An 18,855-nucleotide genomic window follows, 5' to 3' on the forward strand; every position below is an offset into this window, starting at 1 on the left:
TCAGAAAAATGAAGGAGGTCACCGAAGCGCTATGGCTAAACCTGTAATCATTACGGTTGACGATGACCCAGAAGTTTTGCAAGCTGTGGCGCGGGATCTACGGCAAGAATATGGCGATCGCTTCCGAATTATCCGCGCCGAATCTGGTGCGAGTGCCTTGGAAGCGTTGGAACAACTCAAACTCCGCAATCAGCCAGTGTCGCTGTTCCTTGTCGATCAACGGATGCCACAAATGTCCGGCGTGGAGTTTTTGGAACAAGCCATGTCTATGTTCCCAGAGGCAAAACGTGCTTTACTCACCGCTTATGCAGATACCGATGCCGCCATCCGCGCCATCAACAATACAAAAATTGATTACTATTTGATGAAGCCGTGGGACCCGCCAGAAGAACGCTTGTATCCTATACTGGACGATTTACTCGAAGACTGGCAAGCAAACTTCCACCCACCGTTTGAAGGGATTCGCGTCATCGGTAACCGCTGGTCACCGCACTCACACCAAGTTAAAGATTTCCTAGCGCGAAATCAAGTGCCTTACCAGTGGATGGATATTGAATTATCAGAAGAAGGACAAAAACTCACGGAATATGCTAGCGGTGATAAAGTAAACCTGCCAGTCGTCCTCTTTGCTGATGGTTCTCATCTTATACAGCCAACCAACTTGCAAATTGCTGAGAAAATTGGGCTGCAAACTCAAGCAGGAAAACCGTTTTATGATTTGATTATCGTTGGTGGCGGTCCTGGTGGTTTAGCAGCTGCGGTGTATGGCGCATCAGAAGGGCTACGCACGGTGATGATAGAACGTGAAGCCCCAGGCGGACAAGCTGGGACAAGCTCGCGTATCGAAAATTACCTTGGTTTTCCCACAGGCTTGAGTGGTGGCGATTTGGCACGGCGTGCTGTGACTCAAGCAAGACGGTTTGGCGTTGAAATTCTCACCCCACAAGAAGTTACGGGTATCCGCTTAGAAGACCAGTATCGAATTGTGCAACTGGGAGACGGTGGCGAAATCAGTTGCCACGCCATGATCTTAGCGCTGGGTGTGTCGTGGCGGCGGTTAGATGTGCCTGGACTTGACCGTTTGACTGGTGCAGGAGTCTACTATGGTGCCGCACAGGCTGAAGCGATGAGTTGCCAAGGAGAAGAAGTTTATATCATTGGTGGGGCAAACTCAGCCGGACAAGCTGCAATGTACTTTTCGAGATACGCCCACACAGTGACGATGTTAGTGCGTGGCGACTCCCTAACTAAGAGTATGTCTCAGTATCTGATTGAGCAAATTGCAGAAACACCAAATATCATTGTCAAGACACATAGTAGTGTGATAGAGGCAAAAGGAGAAACAAGTTTAGAAGCACTTACTATTCACAATTCTTTGACAGGTGAAACGCAAACCGTTCCTGGAACATCACTATTCATTTTTATTGGTGCCGTTCCCCGCACTGAATGGTTAGATGGTGTCATTGCACGAGACGATCGCGGCTATATCATAACAGGTCCAGATTTGCAAAAAGATGGGCAACGCATCAAGGGATGGACGCTAGAACGCGATCCCTATTTGTTAGAAACGAACGTCCCTGGCGTTTTCGCTGTGGGTGATGTGCGTCATGGTTCCGTGAAGCGAGTTGCTTCTGGCGTTGGTGAAGGTTCAATTTGCGTTCAGTTCGTTCATCGATACCTTAGCAACGTGTTGTGATCCTTGAAATGAGTTCACAAGTTGTCTGCCAGATACAGCAATTCTGGCGTTGCATTTACCACATCGTAGGGGTACAGCACTGCTGTGCCCCTACAACCGCCGTGTATTGCAATGAACTGAAAACCTTAATACTGGGAATCTCTTGGATTTGATGTCAACATTGATTTACAACTCAAAGGTGACAGCCATGCAAGAAATAACTCTCGCTGAAGCATCTAAAAATCTGCCTGAATTAATTGAAGCCGCCATCAGTGGCGAAGAAATTGTGATTACAAAAGACAATCAACCTGTTGTCAAATTAACTCCTATATCGCCAGTGAAGCGTCGCCGTGCTGGGAGTGCTAAAGGCTTGATTACAATATCCGATGATTTCGACGAACCGTTAGAAGATTTCAAGGACTATATGTAATGAGGCTGTTGATAGACACTCATATCTTTCTTTGGTACATTCTGGACATTCAGAAACTTAGTCCTACAGTACGAGCATTAATTGACGATGAAGATAACAAAATTCTGCTTAGTACTGCTAGTGTGTGGGAGATGGCAATTAAACAAAGCACAGGCAAGCTCAATTTTCATCTGCCATTTAGGATATTCATAGAGCAGCAACTCAGCCAAAATAACTTCTCTTTGCTAAACATCAACCTCGACCACCTTGCTGTTGTTGCTACTCTACCTTTTCACCATCGTGACCCATTTGACAGACTTTTAATTGCACAGTCTATCGTAGAAAAAATACCTATTTTAAGTGTTGATTCAGCTTTTGATGCCTATCCTATCGAAGGGCTATGGTAGGTAACAATTATTTATTTAATATAAGGAGTTGCCATGCTGCACGACTCAAATCAAACGATGCTGTTTCCTAAATTGCCAGACGAAGCTTTGGAGGAGATGAAGCAGTTTGGTACTGAAATAGAACTTAATGCAGGTGATGTGTTGTTTAGTGAAGGTGACTCAAAATATCACTTTTTTGTTGTCTTAGAAGGCGAAATTGAAGTCACTAAGCAAGTTGGCGTTGAAACAAAAGTGCTGGCTGTTCATCGTCGTGGTGAGTTTATGGGCGAACTTTCGATGCTGACAGGTACGGGTGCGATCGCCTCAGGGCGTGCGATCGCACCCAGTCGCGTTTTGCAAATCGACGTTGAAACATTTAGACATATCCTCACTGAATGTTCGCCTATTGCTGAGGTGATTCTCAGCGCAATGGCAGGACGCACCAAAGATGTGGAAGTGCAACTGCGGCAGCAAGAGAAGATGGCAGCCTTAGGTAAAATGTCAGCAGGTTTGGCACACGAACTGAATAATCCAGGGGCGGCGGCGCGACGGGCGGCTTCGCAGTTGCGCGAGAATTTTCAAAACTTGCAAACTCAAGCTTTAGCGCTCAATTTACTATCCAAAGAGCAACTAAAATTCATTACAGAGATTCAACATCAAGCAACATTACACGCCTGTCGCTTGTCCAAACTCGACCCCATTACCCAAAGCGATCAAGAAGACGAAGTGACAGACTGGTTAGAAGACCATGATATCAGTAATAGTTGGAAACTTGCCCCCACATTAGTTAACGCTGGACTAGACACTTCAAAGCTTGATACTCTTGCTGACAACATCCCCGTTGACTGTCTAAGTCATGTCCTCACATGGCTTGACGCAACACTTTCATCCTTTGCGCTGATCCACGAAATTGAGCAAAGTACCGTCCGTATTTCTGAGTTGGTAAAAGCAATTAAAGGTTATTCCTACATGGATCAAGCCCCTCTGCAAGAAATAGATGTGCATGAGGGAATTGAAAATACTTTGCTCATTCTTCATCATCGTCTCAAAAAAGGAGTCATCGTTAACCGAGAGTATGACCGCACTTTGCCAAAAATTTGTGCTTATGCCAGTGAACTTAATCAAGTGTGGACAAATTTAATTGACAATGGCATAGATGCAATGAATGGCAAAGGTGATTTGACGATTCGTACTTATAGAGAAAATAATTGTCTGGTTGTGGAAATTGGCGATACTGGGCTAGGTATTCCACCAGCAATTCAATCCCGCGTTTTTGAACCATTTTTCACAACTAAAGGAGTAGGGAAAGGCACGGGCTTAGGTTTAGAAATTGCCTATCGCATTATTGTTAACAAACATCACGGTGATATTCAGTTTGAATCTCAACCTGGTGAGACACGCTTTCGAGTGCATTTGCCTATTCAAGTTGTGAGTCCTTCATGTCAAGAAGCTTGTGAGTAGAATTTTCACGCCTGATTGGATGCAAGCTATGACTGAGATTTTCCAAACACAGCGTTTGATTATTCGTGAGTGGATACCTGAAGCTGATGCTGCACAAGCCTTTGAAATCTACGGCGACTCAGAGGTGGTGCGCTTTCTGAGTGGCATTCCCGAGGAGAGTGTGGAAAACGTCCGGGTGAGACTGCAACGAGTGACTGAACGCTATAGCCAACTTAATAATGGTTCTGGCTTGTGGGCAATTGTTGAAAAGCAAACTGGAGAAATTCTAGGAACCGTCTTGCTGAAACAACTACCTGACAATGAGGGCAAACCAACCCAAGATTATGAGGTGGGTTGGCACTTAAAAAAAGCGGTTTGGGGCAAGGGTTATGCGACAGAAGCCGGACGAGGTGCTATTGAGTATGGGTTCAATACCACATTTTGTGGTTTTATACACAATACTAACATCCTATTTGTTCACTAATATAATTTATTACCTATAGCAGGTGTACGCATTTAGGATGCTATTATACGCATAAATTGGTAGAAGTTAATTGTTGATTATTAAGTATTGACCCAGTAATAAAGTCAAAATATTATGACATTGTGTCAAACTTACTTATAAATAAAGTTAAAAAAGATACTTTAAAGAATAAAAGTATATCTGCTTGATCGTTGTTTTTAGCAATGAATAGCCTTAGGCACTTACCAGTCATCAAATCAAAGCCCTTTCTTACCACAAATAACCTCTTATGCCGATAGAGCAACCATAAAGGCTGGAGATTTTATTTTTTGGATCTCCCTTATTTATAGATACGATCGGGATTCATGGATCTATAAATTATCTATTAACTGGCTTTTATAATGCCAGTAGTGCTGCAATAAACGCAAAAATTATGCCAAGAAATTCAAAATATTTGAATAATACATAGTATAAAAAATTACTATGTATTATTTATTATTTTTTGAAGAAAGAAATATAGATAATTACTGTTATATTTTTGTTATTCAACGTTTGATAATCATTAAATAAAGCTTGGAAAAAATCGAAGTATTCAGGGAGGATGATTTTACCATCAATTGAAAAAATTTATAAAAATAGGGTTTGAAATGCGCTTACCCTGCCCTCAATGCAACTTGAATAACATAGCTGTTTAATTAAAGATTACAGGTAACTGGTCACTACAGCTATAGGAAATAGAATATATCTATCAATACTTCTCGGTTAAGACCAAAATCGAGGTAAATTACTTTTGTCCCCCAATAGGCGATTGCGCGGAGCGCAGTGTCCTTTCGGCAATCGTTAAATCAGTGTATCTCAAGAATTCTGCTTTATATCTCCAGTAATCGAATCAGCTGAAGTATTTAGGGCTATAGAAACTGCTATACCCTCGGATGCCATTGAACAAGCAATTGGCGAGACAAACAGCCAACAAGAGCGTCAAAGAAAACTCCCATCCCACTTGGTGGTAAGTCTTGTAATCCCTATGAGTTTGTGGTCATCAGTAACGATTACGAACAGTCCTCAAAAATAGGAGTGAATGGTTTGAGCAGGAAGTGGATTGAGCTAGCTCACTATTGGCAAGTGCCAAGCAGTTCATCGATAAGTGAAGCTAGACAGCGTATTGGGTGTCGAGTCATGAGTCAGTTATTTGAGATTGTAGTGCGTCCTTTGGCTACACCTCAAACACTAGGAGCTTTTTTGGGTGAATTGCGAGTTATGGCAGTAGATGGGACAGTTTTGGATGTGCCAGATAGTGAAGCTAATGCCAGAGCCTTTGGTTATCCTGGGACACGTCCTGGCACTAAAGCTGCTTTCCCCAAAGTCCGGTTAGTACTGCTGGTTGAAGCTGGCACTCATTTAATAGTGGATGCAATAATCCCAGAGTTGTCAAAAAATCTCGCTCAAAGTTCTTATTCAAAAAACCACTTCATAAAGGAACTGGAACTCAACGTGAGCATATTAACTTCTCCATTCTCAACACTGCTTAGAGCTTAACCAAGAAGTATTGATATATCTATACCTAAGAAACGTTTTTTGAAACCCTCGCATAACTACCTGAATTTGGTAAATAGCAAATGATATTTGTACGAATTTTGTATCTCTTAACTTGGATTACTTTTTTCTTCTTAGCGACAAGACGTGGACTACTAGACAAAGTTAGTCCTTATCCTCTTGCCACTTTATTAGGTGCATTTTCCTGGAATGTGGTATACGCCCTATCTTATGATCCTTCCATTAATCTTCTTGACTGGATTACATTTTGGTTTTTTTGTATTGGAGATGGCATTATCATGGTGCTATTATTCAAATATTATCAAGACAAAAATAAAAAGCCTTTTTATATTTGGTTCTTTACGACTTTCTCTTACCTTATCTGGTTAGAGTATTTACTACGTAAAGTATTAATAATATATTCAAATCTTTCTCATGAAAAGATTTTTGGTTACACGATATGCATTTATTACGTTATTTATGAATTAGCTTTCACTTACCAAACTCTGATTAAGAAGGATATAAGAGGTCAGTCCATATACACTGCTTTGATGCGCGTTTTAGGTGTAGCGTTATACACAGTCTTAGCAATCTATGCATACAAATTGGATATATCTATTTATGGGGTTTTTGCCTTCTTCTGTTTCTGTGCTCAAATTATGCACATAGCTTCAATTTATAGCAGATGCAAAGAAGAAGGAATTCATCCTTGGTCGAGAATATAAATTAAGATAACTGCGGAGTAATAACTAAAATGAGAAGTTCATTCGATATAGCTATCATTGCTGTAGGTTGCCGTTTTCCAGGTAATGTCAACTCGGTAAAAGATTTTTGGGAACTCTTGATTAAAAAAGTTGATGCGATCGCAGATATTCCCGCAAATCGATGGAGTAAGGAAGATTTTTATGACCGTGATTTTCAAAAAAGAGGAAAGATAAACTCTTTACAAGGAGGATTTATCAAAGATATTGATATGTTTGATGCCAGTTTTTTTGGTATCTCTCCTCGTGAAGCAGAAACTATGGACCCCCAACAACGTATCCTTTTAGAAGTCACTTATGAAGCAATAGAAGATGGAGGGCTAAAATTAGAGGACTTAAATGGAAGCAAAGCTGGTGTTTTCATTGGAATTTCCACTCATGATTATGGTGATATTCAACAAGCTTATAGTGAGCGCGTAAATATAGGTTCAAATACCAATACCGGAGCTGCTTTCAGCATAGCTTCTAATCGTATCTCATATGTACTAAATCTAAAAGGACCAAGCCTTTCGGTAGATACTGCTTGTTCTTCTTCGCTAATGGCTGTCCATCTTGCCTGTCAAAGTCTACTTAACCAAGAAGCCGACATAGCCTTTGCTGGCGGAGTTAATTTAATGATCAAACCCGAGATGCATATAGGGTTTAGTAAAGGTGGGTTCTTGTCCTCTGACAGTCGTTGCAAATCTTTTGATTCTAGAGCGAATGGCTATGTAAGGAGTGAAGGAACAGGAATCATTATTCTTAAGCCATTATCTCAAGCACTTGAAGATGGAGATAAAATTTATGCAGTGATCAAGGGGAGTTCAACAAATCAAGATGGTCATACACCAAATATGACTATGCCAAGTATGGACTCGCAAATTTCAATGCTACGAGAGGCATATAAGATTTCTGGTGTTTCTCCTAATCGTGTCCATTATATTGAAGCCCATGGAACGGGAACTGCTGTTGGAGATCCAATCGAAGCAAAAGCGATTGGGGAAGTTGTAGGAGAGGGAAGACATTTAGAGAATGTGTGCTACATCGGTTCAGTTAAATCTAATATAGGTCATTTAGAGGCTGCTTCAGGAATAGCTGGAATTATCAAGCTGGCTTTAGTGTTAAAGAATGGAATCATTCCTGCAAATCTTCATTTCCAAAACCCTAATCCAGAAATTCCGTTTAAGAATTTAAAATTGCAAGTGCCAACTGATTGCATATATCTGAATGAGCCTGTTTTGTATGGGGGTGTTAACTCTTTTGGATTTGGAGGAAGCAATGTACACATTGTTCTTCAGAGTCCTCCTGAACTTCAAGTACCCGTTTCTCAAAAAACGTCTTTTGATGGCAATAACGAGCAGTTATTTATTTGGACAACAAAAGATGGTGATGCTCTCAGAGAGTTAGCTCTCTCCTATGAAAAGTTTATTTCCGAGCGTGATATCAGCTTAAACGATCTCTCATTTTCTCTGCTTAAAAAGCGTTCTTTCTACAATAATAGGCTAGCTGTAGTTGCCAAAGATAAAGAACAGTTACATCAAGCCTTGCAAGATTTTATTAGCGGAACATCTTCACAAAGAGTAATTTTTGGGAGGATTTCTTCTCAAGAAAGCAGAATAGCTTTTGTTTATTCAGGTATGGGAACTCAATGGTGGTTAATGGGAAGAGGACTTTTTAATAACGAGCCTTTATTTAGAGAAGAACTCATCAAGATTGATAGTCTTCTCCAAAAATTAGGGTGGTTATCAAACGACCCAGATCATCACAAAAGCTTTTTAGAATATGGTCCTCTACTAAATGAGTTATTAGCAAATGAGGAACACTCCAGAATTAATTGGACTGAGATTGCTCAACCAGCTATTACTGCTGTTCAAATTGCACTTACAAACTACTGGAAAGCATTGGGAGTTAGCCCTGATGCTATTGTTGGACATAGCGTTGGTGAAGTGGCAGCAGCTTATGCTGCTGGAATAGTAGATTTAGAACAAGCTATGTCCATTGTTATTGCCAGAAGCCAGTCTTTAGCTACAGCTCGTGGACTTGGTAAAATGCTTGCTGTAGGACAATCAGAAGCGCAAGTTTTAGAGTATATAAATTCTTTTGAAGGCGTTGATATTGCTGCCGTCAATGGGCCCTCTTCAGTGACTTTATCTGGAGATGAAATTTCCTTACAAGCTATCGCAGATCAACTACAACAGAAGGATATTTTTCACAGATTTCTAATTGTAGAAGTTCCTTTTCATAGTCACTATTTAGATCCTTTAAAGGACATATTCTATCAAGCTTTGGGTCTTGTTCTATCTTCTGAAGAACATACTCCTCTTTTTTCAACTGTAACCGGGGCTCAGATAAGAGGAAAAGAATTAAATGAAGATTACTGGTTTAGAAACTTACGGCAACCAGTTTTATTTTATCAGGCTATTAAAGCTTTACTTTCTACTGGCATAACAACCTTTATTGAAATTGGTCCTCATCCTGCCCTATCGTCAAGCATAAATGAAATCATGCAGGAGTTGAATATTAAAGGACTTGTTTTACCTTCTCTTCGGCGAAATAAAGAAGATAAAATGGTTCTGCTTACTTCATTAGCTCAGTTAGTTATAGATGGATTTAATAATGTTAACCTAAGTTTGCTTGTACCTCCAGAGAGCAGCTTTGTAAGTCTTCCATTTTATCCTTGGCAAAAATTAAGGTTTTGGCAAGAAAGTATTTCATCAAGAGAAGTTCGTATAGGAAAGCAAGTTCATCCTTTCCTCGAAAGTTGCACCATATCACCAAAAGAAGAAGAAAATCGACTATGGAAAGTAAATCTTGACCCAAGGGTACATACTTATATTTCAGAACATCGTGTTCAAGGACCAATTGTCTTTCCAGGAGCTGGTCATATGGAGCTAGCATTAGCTGCTGCAAAATTTTCTTTTCCCGATCGCTCTTTTTATCTGGAAGAGCTTGAGTTTCAAAATCCTTTGTTTTTACCAGATGAAGGGAATGCTCCTCAAATTTTATTAGAAATAATTTCTTATGAAGGAAACTTCTCGATTTATTCAAAAAATGAAGGAGATCAGGGAGACTGGACTTTACACTCTAAGGGAAAAATTAACTATCTAGATGATAATACTGACGCCCATAAAGATAGTACACTAACGCTTGCTTCGCTGCGCAAGAAACTTACTTCGCATTTTTCTATGCAAACAATTTATACCTACCTTGATAACAGAGGATTGGTTCTTGGAACAACGTTCCGATGTGTTGAGGATGTATATACAAATGGCACAGAAAATTTAGCGAAAATTACAGTTGCTGAAAATGTTGGAGATGATTTTGACTGTTACTTCGTCCATCCCACTCTCCTTGACAATGCATTCCAAGTTATTTTAGCAGGTCTGTACACCATCAAAAAGGAAGAAATGGGGATATACATACCCTATAAAGTTCAGCGAGTCGAGTTCTACAAAAAAGCTGAACCTCAAGTTTATGTTTACAATACCCTGCGCTACTTATCAGAAAATTCCATCTTAATGGATATTATTATATTTAATAAGGATGATGAGGTCATCGCAAAACTAATAGGATTGGAAGCACGTTTTCTTAAAGGAAGCCGTCAAGAAACAAAAGAAAATCACAGCAGATTTTTCTACAATTATGAGTGGCTATCGCTAGATTACAAGATATCTAATATTTCTTTACAGGAAAATAATTTTCAGAGAATATTCCTCACCGGAAATCCCAATAACTTAATTAGAAAATCACTAGAGACTGTCTTAAGACAAAGAGGGTTTTCTACTACATTTATTGACCTGAATAACGAGGCAGATATGCAGTTATTCTTGTCTTCAATGAGTTCTACAGATACATCTGTATCTATTGTTTACATACCGCGAAAAAGGCAGAATAATATTAAAGAATTAAACTTAGAGGAGCAAGTAGAAGCATGTCAATCATTCACTCAAGCTGTAATAACTCTAAATAAGCTCAAATTGAAATCTCCTTTCTGGCTTCTTACACAAGGCGTTTACGGCGACTCCGTAGATTTAGAACAAGCAGCTCTCATTGGTCTGGCTCGTACAACAATGAACGAGTATCCACTTATGCCAATAAAAATAGTTGATTTCAGCGGTGAATCAACTCTCGAAGAGATTGAAACATTTACAGAAATTGTTACTAGCTCACAAATCCCTGAAGAGATTTCCATTAGAGGAACTACAGTCTTTAAGAATACTCTCACACGCGTCGATCAAGCCAACCTCATCCAATCGATTAATCAATCAGTTCCAGCTTCAGGTTCATGCTATGGAGTTACTTCTACAAACTACAAAGTCATTGATAATCTAATTCTCCAGGAATTTCATGAAAAAGAAGAATTAGAGAATAGTGAGATCAAAATCGATGTAAAAGCTGCTGGATTAAATTTTCGCGATGTGATGCTAGCATCTGGTCTTTTATCAGATGAAGCCATTCAAGGAGGGTTGTATGGCAAAAATTTTGGTCTTGAGTGTGCAGGAATAGTTACTGCAATTGATCCAAATATTAAAGAGTTTAAGATAGGAGATGAGGTTGTAGCGTTTGCTCAAAATTCGTTATCAGGTAAAGTCATTACCAATGAAAATTATTGTGTGCAAAAGCCCCACAATATTTCTTTTGAAGAGGCTGTTAGTATTCCTATGGCTTACTTAACAGCTTATGTATCTCTTTACTATCATGCACGAATCGAAGAAGGAGAAAAAGTTTTAATCCATGCTGGCGCTGGTGGTGTTGGCATTGCTGCAATACGCCTTGCATTGCTTGCTAATGCAGAAGTCTTTGCAACGGTTGGAACTCAGGAGAAGGAGGAATTTCTTAGGTTATTAGGAGTAAAATATATTTACAATTCTCGATCTCTTGACTATTGTAAAGATATTTTAGAGATCACAAATGGTCAAGGAGTTGATGTTGTATTAAATTCTCTTTCAGGACAAGCAATCGTACAAAATATTAAATGCTTACGCCCTTTTGGGAGATTTATTGAGATAGGAAAAACAGATATATACAAAGATACACGGTTGAATTTAAAGTCTTTTGGTAAAAATTTGACTTATACCGTGCTCGATATAGATCGAATGCTTGTGCAAAAACCAAAGCTTTGTAACAAGTTGTTTAAAGAAATCATCGGGATGGTTCAAGAAGGCTTGCTTCCTCCTCATCCATTGCATATATTTCCAATTACAGAAGTTAAGCAAGCTTTCAGTTTCATGTCTCGTGCACACCATATTGGTAAAGTGGTTCTTTCTATGAAAGAAACGAGCATAAACATATCTCCTCCTTCCTCATTAACTTTACCAAGGAATGCAACGTATATAATCGCAGGAGGAAATAGTGGTTTTGGGCTATTAGTGTCTTCATGGATGGTTAAATGTGGTGCTCGTAATTTAGTTCTTCTAAGTAGGTCTGGTATTCAAACTGAAGAAGCTTTAACTACAGTTCAGAAAATGCGCGAGCAAGGAGCAAACATCCAAATTATTAATGCAGATATCACTTTGCCCAATGAAACTCAAAAAGTGATTGATGATATAAACAACAACATGCCACCTCTAAAAGGTATTATTCATGCAGCAGGTGTATTGGATGATAAGCCGCTTTCTCATATTGATGAAGTCTCTTTTTCAAAAGTTTTAAGTCCAAAATTCATTGGAACCCTTAATCTTCATCTTGCAACTAAGTCATTAAATCTTGATTTCTTTATATGTTTTTCATCTGTAGCTTCTGTTTTTGGTAGTGTAGGACAAGGCAACTATGCAGCAGCAAATAGCTTTTTAGATAGTTTCTCCTATTATAGGAATAGGCTGGGATTGTTTACTTCAACAATTAATTGGGGACCTCTTGCTGAAACAGGAATGGCTGTTCGCAATGAAAAAACAAAGGGTATCCTTGAAAGCCAAGGATGGACATTACTTCCTTCAAGGAAAGTTTTGAAAGTTCTTGAGGAAGCTATTCTTTTCAAAATTCCGCGTCTGATTGTAGCCGATTTAAATTGGAATAAAGCAGTTAGCTTTTTCCCAGCTTGGCAATCTTCTGGTCGGTTTGCTGAAGTTATTACAAAAAAAGAAAAGACTGAAATTTCTCGAGAAAATATGAGTTTTCTTGAAATTCTAACAGATTTACCAGAAGAACAGCAATTAGAATTTCTTCAAAGTGAGCTAAAGAGCTATATATCAAAAATTTTAGGTATGGATAGAGGAAAAATAGATGAGACAATACCTATCACAAATTTTGGTTTAGATTCTTTAATGTCAATGCAGTTAGTTAACTGGATTGCTACTAACTTAAATACAGATTACCCTATGATGAAAGTGATGCAAGGTCCGACTATCATAGAATTAACAAGGCAGCTTTTAGAGAGTATAAAAAATAATAAAAATAATCAAGTCTTGGGTACAGTTATTGCTTCTCAAAACTATGACGCCTGGATTAGGCGACCTAAAGTTAAAGAAAATGCTCAATTAAGGTTGGTTTGTTTCAACTATGGTGGAGGAGGCGCAACTGTTTTTCTGCCATGGGAAAAATATTTGCCTGACGACATTGAACTATGTGCTATTCAACTACCAGGTAGAGAAGAAAGAGCACATGAAAAACCTATAGATGATGAAGATATTTTACTAGAGAATTTGACAAATGTTTTAATGTCTATAAGTGATAAGCCTCTTGCTTTCTATGGGCATTGCATAGGAGCGAATCTAGCTTATTTATTAGTCAGTTTAGAAAGAAAATTGCAACCTCAACATCTTTTTTTAGCTGCTTGTTTACCGCCTCATCTTCCAAATTTTTCTCAGCGTAAAATATTTGGGGGTTTTAGTGACAGAAAATATCGATGGGAGGATATTGAAGATAATATAGCTTTTGCTTATATGCGAGAAATAGGATATACTGAGGAGCTTCTACAAAACCAAATAGCCATGACTCATCTGCTTCCGTCTATAAAAGCAGAGTTTGCCTTACAGTTAAATCATCACTATTCCCCATTTCCTCCTTTAAATTGCCCAATAACTGCATTTGGCGGTGATAAAGACCCCTTATGTACATTAGAACAACTACGAGAATGGGATCGGTATACTAATGATTGTTTTAACATCGAAGAGCTTTCTGGAGGTCATCTTTTCCTTAATGAAGATACTGAAAGACTTTTACAGCACATACTCTTTTATTTGGCGCGGATTTAGCGAAGACACTGTTGGCAAAATATTGCTTAATATTTAACAAATGGAAAAGCCCATTTTTGGATTGAAAATGGGATTGAAGTGTCTCCTGGACTGGACAACGAGTAGAAGTTCCGAAATTTCACCGGGAAAGGCAGAGGGCAGGAGGCAGAAGGCAGAAGGAATGAAGGAATGTCTCCTGCCCTCTGCCCACGACTCTTGGGAGTAAGGGTATGAAGCCCCTCCCAAATGCAACGATATTGGGAGCCTCCAATTGTCCGGGGTCACAATCCCCAACTAAAAAGGTCCATAAATGCCCTCTGCCCTCAGCATAGATGCCTTCTTGAAATCACTCATCAGCTTGTTAGCCTTAACTGAACCGTATTGGTCTATATCTTTGTCTACACCTGTGTCCATACCACAGTCAGAAGTAGCCGCACCAGCAAAAGAACCAGTGTCGGTTTGCAGACAAAGTGAAAATTTGTCCCGGACTAATTGAAAATATGTTTGTGTAACCCTGATTCTTTCGTAGCACCAGGCGATACGCCTCTGGCGATTGCGCAAAGCGCAGACGCCACTTACAGAATCCTTGCTCCCAAGCCTTGTACTATATTGATTTGAAGCGTTTTATCCTCATTTGGGGGAAAATTTCAATTAGTCCGCGAATAAGGTCGGGAAATTTTCATCTAGTCCGCGACTAATTTTCAATTAGTCTGCGACAGGGAGGGACAAAAACCTGATTCTTCCGTTGAGATTTTTTCAAATCTTCAACTTGCACCTTGAAAGGGTTGGTCGTAGTGATCAGCCCTTTCAAGGTGTTGTGTGATGGGCTGGTTTGTAGTTTGGTTAACTCACATCTTGCACCAAGAAAGATTTATGTAATTTTAACACACAGTACTAACCCTAAAATCCTTATTTTCACGATAAAAATCAAGAAAAAAGCTGTAGCTTTATTGCGCTACTTTTGACTAAAGCCAGGGTTATACGGATAGGTGCAAGATCTGAGTTAAGAGAGGTGAAAAACTGAGGGTGGAGAATAGAAATGTTATTAGGGCAGGTATTTGAGCGTTTTGTAAAAGAGAGTCCTGTATCCGTGATGGTTCGTGGGCTTTTAGAGAAAGCTCTATGTCCCCAAATCCTGGATGAACTATTTGAACGTAGTGCAAAAACCCAGTATACTCGCGAGTTATTATTCTCCACAGTCGTCAATTTAATGAGTCTTGTTGTCGGCGGAATCCACCCATCAGTACATGCAGCCCACGCCCGCATCCTCTGAAGAAGTAGGTGTTTCGGTTACCTCGGCCTACAACAAAATTAATGGCATCGAACCGAGTATCTGTGGGGAACTAGTACAGCAGGGCGTAAGTAAACGAACCATTATTGTGGGAGACTAAGAAAGTAGAGTCAAAGCTGTTTAGGCTTAAAACAAGGGAAAGAGAGTGTGGCACAATGAGCTCCAAAAGTATTAAATTTGAGCGATTGTGAGCGGAACGAACTGCAACAGTCGATAAACCGACACAATACGCGGTTTATTTAAGCCGTGCTGTACTAGTCATTTATACTGTAGTAAAGCCTGAAAATCGCGCTTCAATTCGGGTGACTCAACGGCTTGGCATGATACCAATGGGTCGCACTCACAAATATTACGGTGTCGAACTGGAGTTATTTAAAAAGGAGTTTATATGAGAACAATACCAATCCAATTACCGGAAACATCTAATTACCGGAAACTGTATTTTCTGCCCTCGGCAAAAATCCCGAAGAATTTGAAGAAATGCGAATTGCGGCAGCAGTAAAATGGTATGAATTAGGCGAAATTTCTCAAGGGAAAGCGGCAGAAATTGCTGGACTTACTCGGGCAGAGTTTATTAATGCTTTGTCTCGTTACCAAGTAGATTTTATGCAATATACTACTGAGGAATTAGCCGAGGAAATAGGGAATGTCGATTAATTGCATCATCATTAACTCCTCACCTCTTATTGTTCTCTTTAAAAGTCAGCAAGTAGAATTACTACACTTTAACTATTAAATCAGTGAACAGTACCAGCCGCAGTGACGCCTGCAGGCTGGTGGGGGATTTAAACCCGCCACCAACGCTCTCTGGTGCTCTTGGTGTGGTGTTTCCCCCAACGATAAAACTGATACTGCGGGTACTTGGTAACTGATAACTGGTAACTGTTAATTTAATACTCACAAATTCAAGGTGTAACTATGCTTAATATCGAAACTTTACGCCAAGTTCCACTATTCGCAAATTTACCTATAGAACGGTTGCAATGGCTACTTGAACAAGGTGTCGAGGTATGGCGAGAACCCGGAGAAATTCATCGCCATGAAGGTGAACCTGCTGAGCATGTTTTTATACTACTTGAAGGTCAAGTTCGGATTACACAAAAAGTCGGCAATCAAGAGATTTTGCTGGCGATGTACGAACCAAAAACGCTGTTTGGTGAATTGCCTGTGTTAATGGGTCAGACACATTTCTGGGCTACTGGTCGTGCTGTGACTCGTAGCCATATTTTGGAATTGCCAAACCAGGTGTTTTGGGAATTGCTTTCGAGTTGTACTTGCGTGATGACAGAAATTCTCCGCACAATGGCAGAACGGTTGCAAGCGGTACAAACGATATCACAACACAGAGAAAAACTAGTAGCATTAGGCACTTTGGCAGCAGGATTGGCACACGAGTTGAATAACCCGGCTTCTGCATGTCGTAGAGCCGTGGGACAATTACGCCAAACGAGGCAAGTGTTGCAGCCTTTAACAGTAAAACTGAATCAAAAAGAAATGACCTGCGACCAAAAAGCATTTGTTGCCAAATTGCAGCAAGATGCGATCGCCACTGCTAGAACAGCAACCAGACTCGATCCATTAACGCAAAGCGATCGCGAGGATGAGGTGATGCAATGGCTAGAAGCACACAACGTTGGCAATAGTTGGAAACTTGCTCCCACGCTAGTTACAGCAGGGCTTGATATTCAATGGCTGGAAAATGTTAAGAAAAATGTAGGTGAATTATTGCTGAGTAACGTCCTAACTTGGACAGAGATAACGTTACAAGAATGGGGTTTATTAGATGAACTTGAGCATTCTACGACGCGAATTTCTACCTTAGTTGATGCAGTCAAAGATTATTCCTACATGGATCGGGCACCCCTACAGGAAATAGACGTACATGAAGGTATAGAAAGTACTCTCACAATTTTAAATCACAAGTTAAAGCACAGTAATGTAGTGCTCACGCGGGAGTATGACTGTGAAGTGCCGCTAATTAGTGCTTATGGCAGAGAACTCAATCAAGTTTGGACGAATTTGATTGATAATGCGATCGATGCTGTCAACGGGCAAGGTGGTCAAATCTGGATTCGCACTAATTGTGAAAGTGACTTTTTGCTCGTGGAGATTGCTGACAATGGTCCGGGAATTCCCCCAGAAGTTCAGTCTCACATTTTCGAGCCATTTTTTACAACTAAAGGAGTCGGTCAGGGGACTGGGTTAGGTTTGCACATTGTCTACCAGATTGTTGTGGGACAGCATCAAGGTGATATTCGGCTGTTGTCTCAGCCAGGGGACACCAGATTTCAGGTACGGTTGCCGATGAATTTGTCGTAATTTGCTGATTTTACCTAAAGTTTATCAAGCGTTATACGCGCGTTGCATTCATACGTATAACCCTTCGGGTATCTCCTGCGGAGAGGCTGCGCCAACGCCAGTTGCTGTGAGTTCGGGAAACCCTCCTGCAGCACTGGTCTCACCTCACCCCGCCCTTACGGGCACCCCTCTCCTTACGCGGCGGAGTTGCGCCAGCCCGTGCCTACATTCCCGAACTACTTACCGACGTGGTGGCGGGTAAACTGGACTCTTCCCCCGTCTTGGATCTCACCGTTGACCTCAATGGCGTTCCCTCTGGCTACGCAGCGATGGACAGCAGGGAAGCGATTAAGGTGATGGTGCAGCCCTAATATGAACTACGCACATCCGCCGGAGGCGCAGATGTGCGTTTCTGACGCTTCGTTTGAGCAGATTGACAGCGATGAAACAAGTGACAACACGGATATCAGATAAAGAATTTGAACATCTACAAGAATTTTGTCGAATAACAGAAAGAACCCAATCAGACGTTCTTCGTGAACTAATACGGAGATTGTCAATTAAGGGGGCATTGAACCCCCTTAATTGACCAGCTATCCTTCCCCACCCCGCCTTACGGCGCTCGGGTGGGGAAGGATAGCTGTTTTGTTCAATTTTGGATGGGTGCTGAGTTGCCTTAAATGTCACAATTAAGGCAGACATTAGGATAATCCTATGAGCACAAACTGTACGCATCTCAATCAGATCCACGACGTTACACCCAGCGCCAAGGGCTGCGAAGAATGTCTCAAAATGGGCGATAGGTGGGTGCATTTGCGCCAGTGCCTCATTTGCGGTCACGTTGGTTGCTGTGATTCGTCAAAAAACAAACACGCTACTAAGCATTTCCACGGTACAGGGCATCCGGTTGTGAAGTCCTTGGAACCAGGTGAGGACTGGAAGTGGTGCTACATCGATAAGACTTTCGTGTAGAAGCATGATTGAATTGGTTAACCTGAGTTCGGTATCCAATTAAGCCATTACAACTTCTTGGAATTTAGCTCTTACTGTAGCGGCTTTAGGAAGTTTTGCGATCGCCGTTCGCGGAGCGTGCGCTTTGCGCTCAGGCGGGGCTTTGCCCATCGCTTGGCATCGCTTTGCGCTATTTCAAAACGCTATAAGTCTTGCGGGTAGCCTAAGCCAACGCGTAGGGTGCGCTTTGTGTTTAGGCGGTACAGAGTGCGATCGCACAGAGTGCCTGCTGAGTCCCTCGCGGTGCGGCACGGCTGAGTGCTCCGCACACGCTGCGCGAACGCCGTTAGCGCAAGCTCCTCCGGAGGAGGCACGGACACGCTACGCGTATGCCTGTACCGTGCGGCACGGACACGCTACGCTCCGATGATTTCAAAAGCTTTGACCGGAAAACGAGACGCAAGCCCCTGGCTTTAGACATGGGGATAAGTCGCCAG

Annotated in this window: 13 protein-coding genes and 1 pseudogene; 13 read left to right on the plus strand and 1 reads right to left on the minus strand. The window is 40.9% G+C overall.

The window, feature by feature from the left end; translation table 11 throughout:
• Positions 1-31: 31 nt before the first annotated feature.
• The 11 genes and pseudogenes from AACT52_RS31895 (at position 32) to AACT52_RS31950 (ending at position 15,766) form a co-directional block, all read left to right on the plus strand.
• Positions 32-1,696, plus strand: coding sequence for an FAD-dependent oxidoreductase (locus AACT52_RS31895; RefSeq protein WP_073634643.1), 1,665 nt, complete (start codon positions 32-34; stop codon positions 1,694-1,696).
• A 187-nt stretch (positions 1,697-1,883) separates the two neighbouring features.
• The gene (locus AACT52_RS31900; RefSeq protein ID WP_073634655.1) at positions 1,884-2,105 is read left to right on the plus strand and encodes a type II toxin-antitoxin system Phd/YefM family antitoxin; all 222 of its coding nucleotides are present in this window, start codon (positions 1,884-1,886) and stop codon (positions 2,103-2,105) included.
• The gene (locus tag AACT52_RS31905) at positions 2,105-2,491 is read left to right on the plus strand and encodes a type II toxin-antitoxin system VapC family toxin (RefSeq protein WP_073634644.1); all 387 of its coding nucleotides are present in this window, start codon (positions 2,105-2,107) and stop codon (positions 2,489-2,491) included. The genes AACT52_RS31900 and AACT52_RS31905 overlap by 1 nt, the downstream gene beginning before the upstream one ends.
• A gap of 33 nt (positions 2,492-2,524) precedes the next feature.
• Positions 2,525-3,931, plus strand: coding sequence for an ATP-binding protein (locus AACT52_RS31910; protein ID WP_073634645.1), 1,407 nt, complete (start codon positions 2,525-2,527; stop codon positions 3,929-3,931).
• 28 nt (positions 3,932-3,959) lie between these two features.
• Positions 3,960-4,394, plus strand: coding sequence for a GNAT family N-acetyltransferase (locus tag AACT52_RS31915; RefSeq protein ID WP_083630658.1), 435 nt, complete (start codon positions 3,960-3,962; stop codon positions 4,392-4,394).
• Between the two features lie 916 nt (positions 4,395-5,310).
• Positions 5,311-5,792: pseudogene (locus tag AACT52_RS31925) on the plus strand (transposase domain-containing protein); the annotation flags it as partial.
• Positions 5,793-5,989: 197 nt separating this feature from the next.
• On the plus strand, positions 5,990-6,631 hold the full coding sequence (locus tag AACT52_RS31930) for a hypothetical protein (RefSeq protein ID WP_073634647.1): 642 nt from the start codon (positions 5,990-5,992) through the stop codon (positions 6,629-6,631).
• 29 nt (positions 6,632-6,660) lie between these two features.
• Entirely contained in the window at positions 6,661-13,839 is a 7,179-nt protein-coding gene (locus AACT52_RS31935; protein ID WP_073634648.1) for a type I polyketide synthase, read from the plus strand.
• Positions 13,840-14,128: 289 nt separating this feature from the next.
• A complete protein-coding gene (locus AACT52_RS31940; RefSeq protein WP_158054839.1) occupies positions 14,129-14,314 on the plus strand; it encodes a hypothetical protein in 186 nt (61 codons plus the stop codon).
• 543 nt (positions 14,315-14,857) lie between these two features.
• Complete coding sequence (locus AACT52_RS31945) at positions 14,858-15,091, plus strand: hypothetical protein (protein ID WP_073634649.1); 234 nt, start codon at positions 14,858-14,860, stop codon at positions 15,089-15,091.
• 498 nt (positions 15,092-15,589) lie between these two features.
• Entirely contained in the window at positions 15,590-15,766 is a 177-nt protein-coding gene (locus AACT52_RS31950) for a UPF0175 family protein (protein WP_443216679.1), read from the plus strand.
• Positions 15,767-15,827: 61 nt separating this feature from the next.
• Here AACT52_RS31950 and AACT52_RS31955 read toward each other — a convergent pair whose 3' ends face one another.
• Complete coding sequence (locus AACT52_RS31955) at positions 15,828-16,010, minus strand: hypothetical protein (RefSeq protein ID WP_158054841.1); 183 nt, start codon at positions 16,008-16,010, stop codon at positions 15,828-15,830.
• A 17-nt stretch (positions 16,011-16,027) separates the two neighbouring features.
• Here AACT52_RS31955 and AACT52_RS31960 point away from each other — a divergent pair, with 17 nt between their 5' ends.
• Together AACT52_RS31960 and AACT52_RS31965 are read left to right on the plus strand one after the other, a co-directional pair.
• Positions 16,028-17,428, plus strand: coding sequence for a sensor histidine kinase (locus AACT52_RS31960; RefSeq protein WP_073634650.1), 1,401 nt, complete (start codon positions 16,028-16,030; stop codon positions 17,426-17,428).
• 693 nt (positions 17,429-18,121) lie between these two features.
• On the plus strand, positions 18,122-18,379 hold the full coding sequence (locus AACT52_RS31965; protein ID WP_073634651.1) for a ubiquitin carboxyl-terminal hydrolase 14: 258 nt from the start codon (positions 18,122-18,124) through the stop codon (positions 18,377-18,379).
• The last annotated feature ends 476 nt before the right edge of the window (positions 18,380-18,855 follow it).

Origin of the sequence: Scytonema sp. HK-05 (genome assembly GCF_963872035.1) — a bacterium.
Classification (GTDB): Bacteria; Cyanobacteriota; Cyanobacteriia; order Cyanobacteriales; family Nostocaceae; genus Kalymmatonema.

Bases quoted from the DNA above. Each gene is read 5' to 3' on its own strand.
- AACT52_RS31900 (WP_073634655.1), top strand. From the start codon at position 1,884: ATGCAAGAAATAACTCTCGCTGAAGCATCTAAAAATCTGCCTGAATTA.
- AACT52_RS31905 (WP_073634644.1), top strand. From the start codon at position 2,105: ATGAGGCTGTTGATAGACACTCATATCTTTCTTTGGTACATTCTGGAC.
- AACT52_RS31940 (WP_158054839.1), top strand. From the start codon at position 14,129: ATGCCCTCTGCCCTCAGCATAGATGCCTTCTTGAAATCACTCATCAGC.
- AACT52_RS31960 (WP_073634650.1), top strand. From the start codon at position 16,028: ATGCTTAATATCGAAACTTTACGCCAAGTTCCACTATTCGCAAATTTA.
- AACT52_RS31915 (WP_083630658.1), top strand. From the start codon at position 3,960: ATGACTGAGATTTTCCAAACACAGCGTTTGATTATTCGTGAGTGGATA.
- AACT52_RS31950 (WP_443216679.1), top strand. From the start codon at position 15,590: ATGCGAATTGCGGCAGCAGTAAAATGGTATGAATTAGGCGAAATTTCT.
- AACT52_RS31965 (WP_073634651.1), top strand. From the start codon at position 18,122: ATGAGCACAAACTGTACGCATCTCAATCAGATCCACGACGTTACACCC.
- AACT52_RS31895 (WP_073634643.1), top strand. From the start codon at position 32: ATGGCTAAACCTGTAATCATTACGGTTGACGATGACCCAGAAGTTTTG.
- AACT52_RS31945 (WP_073634649.1), top strand. From the start codon at position 14,858: ATGTTATTAGGGCAGGTATTTGAGCGTTTTGTAAAAGAGAGTCCTGTA.
- AACT52_RS31935 (WP_073634648.1), top strand. From the start codon at position 6,661: ATGAGAAGTTCATTCGATATAGCTATCATTGCTGTAGGTTGCCGTTTT.
- AACT52_RS31930 (WP_073634647.1), top strand. From the start codon at position 5,990: ATGATATTTGTACGAATTTTGTATCTCTTAACTTGGATTACTTTTTTC.
- AACT52_RS31910 (WP_073634645.1), top strand. From the start codon at position 2,525: ATGCTGCACGACTCAAATCAAACGATGCTGTTTCCTAAATTGCCAGAC.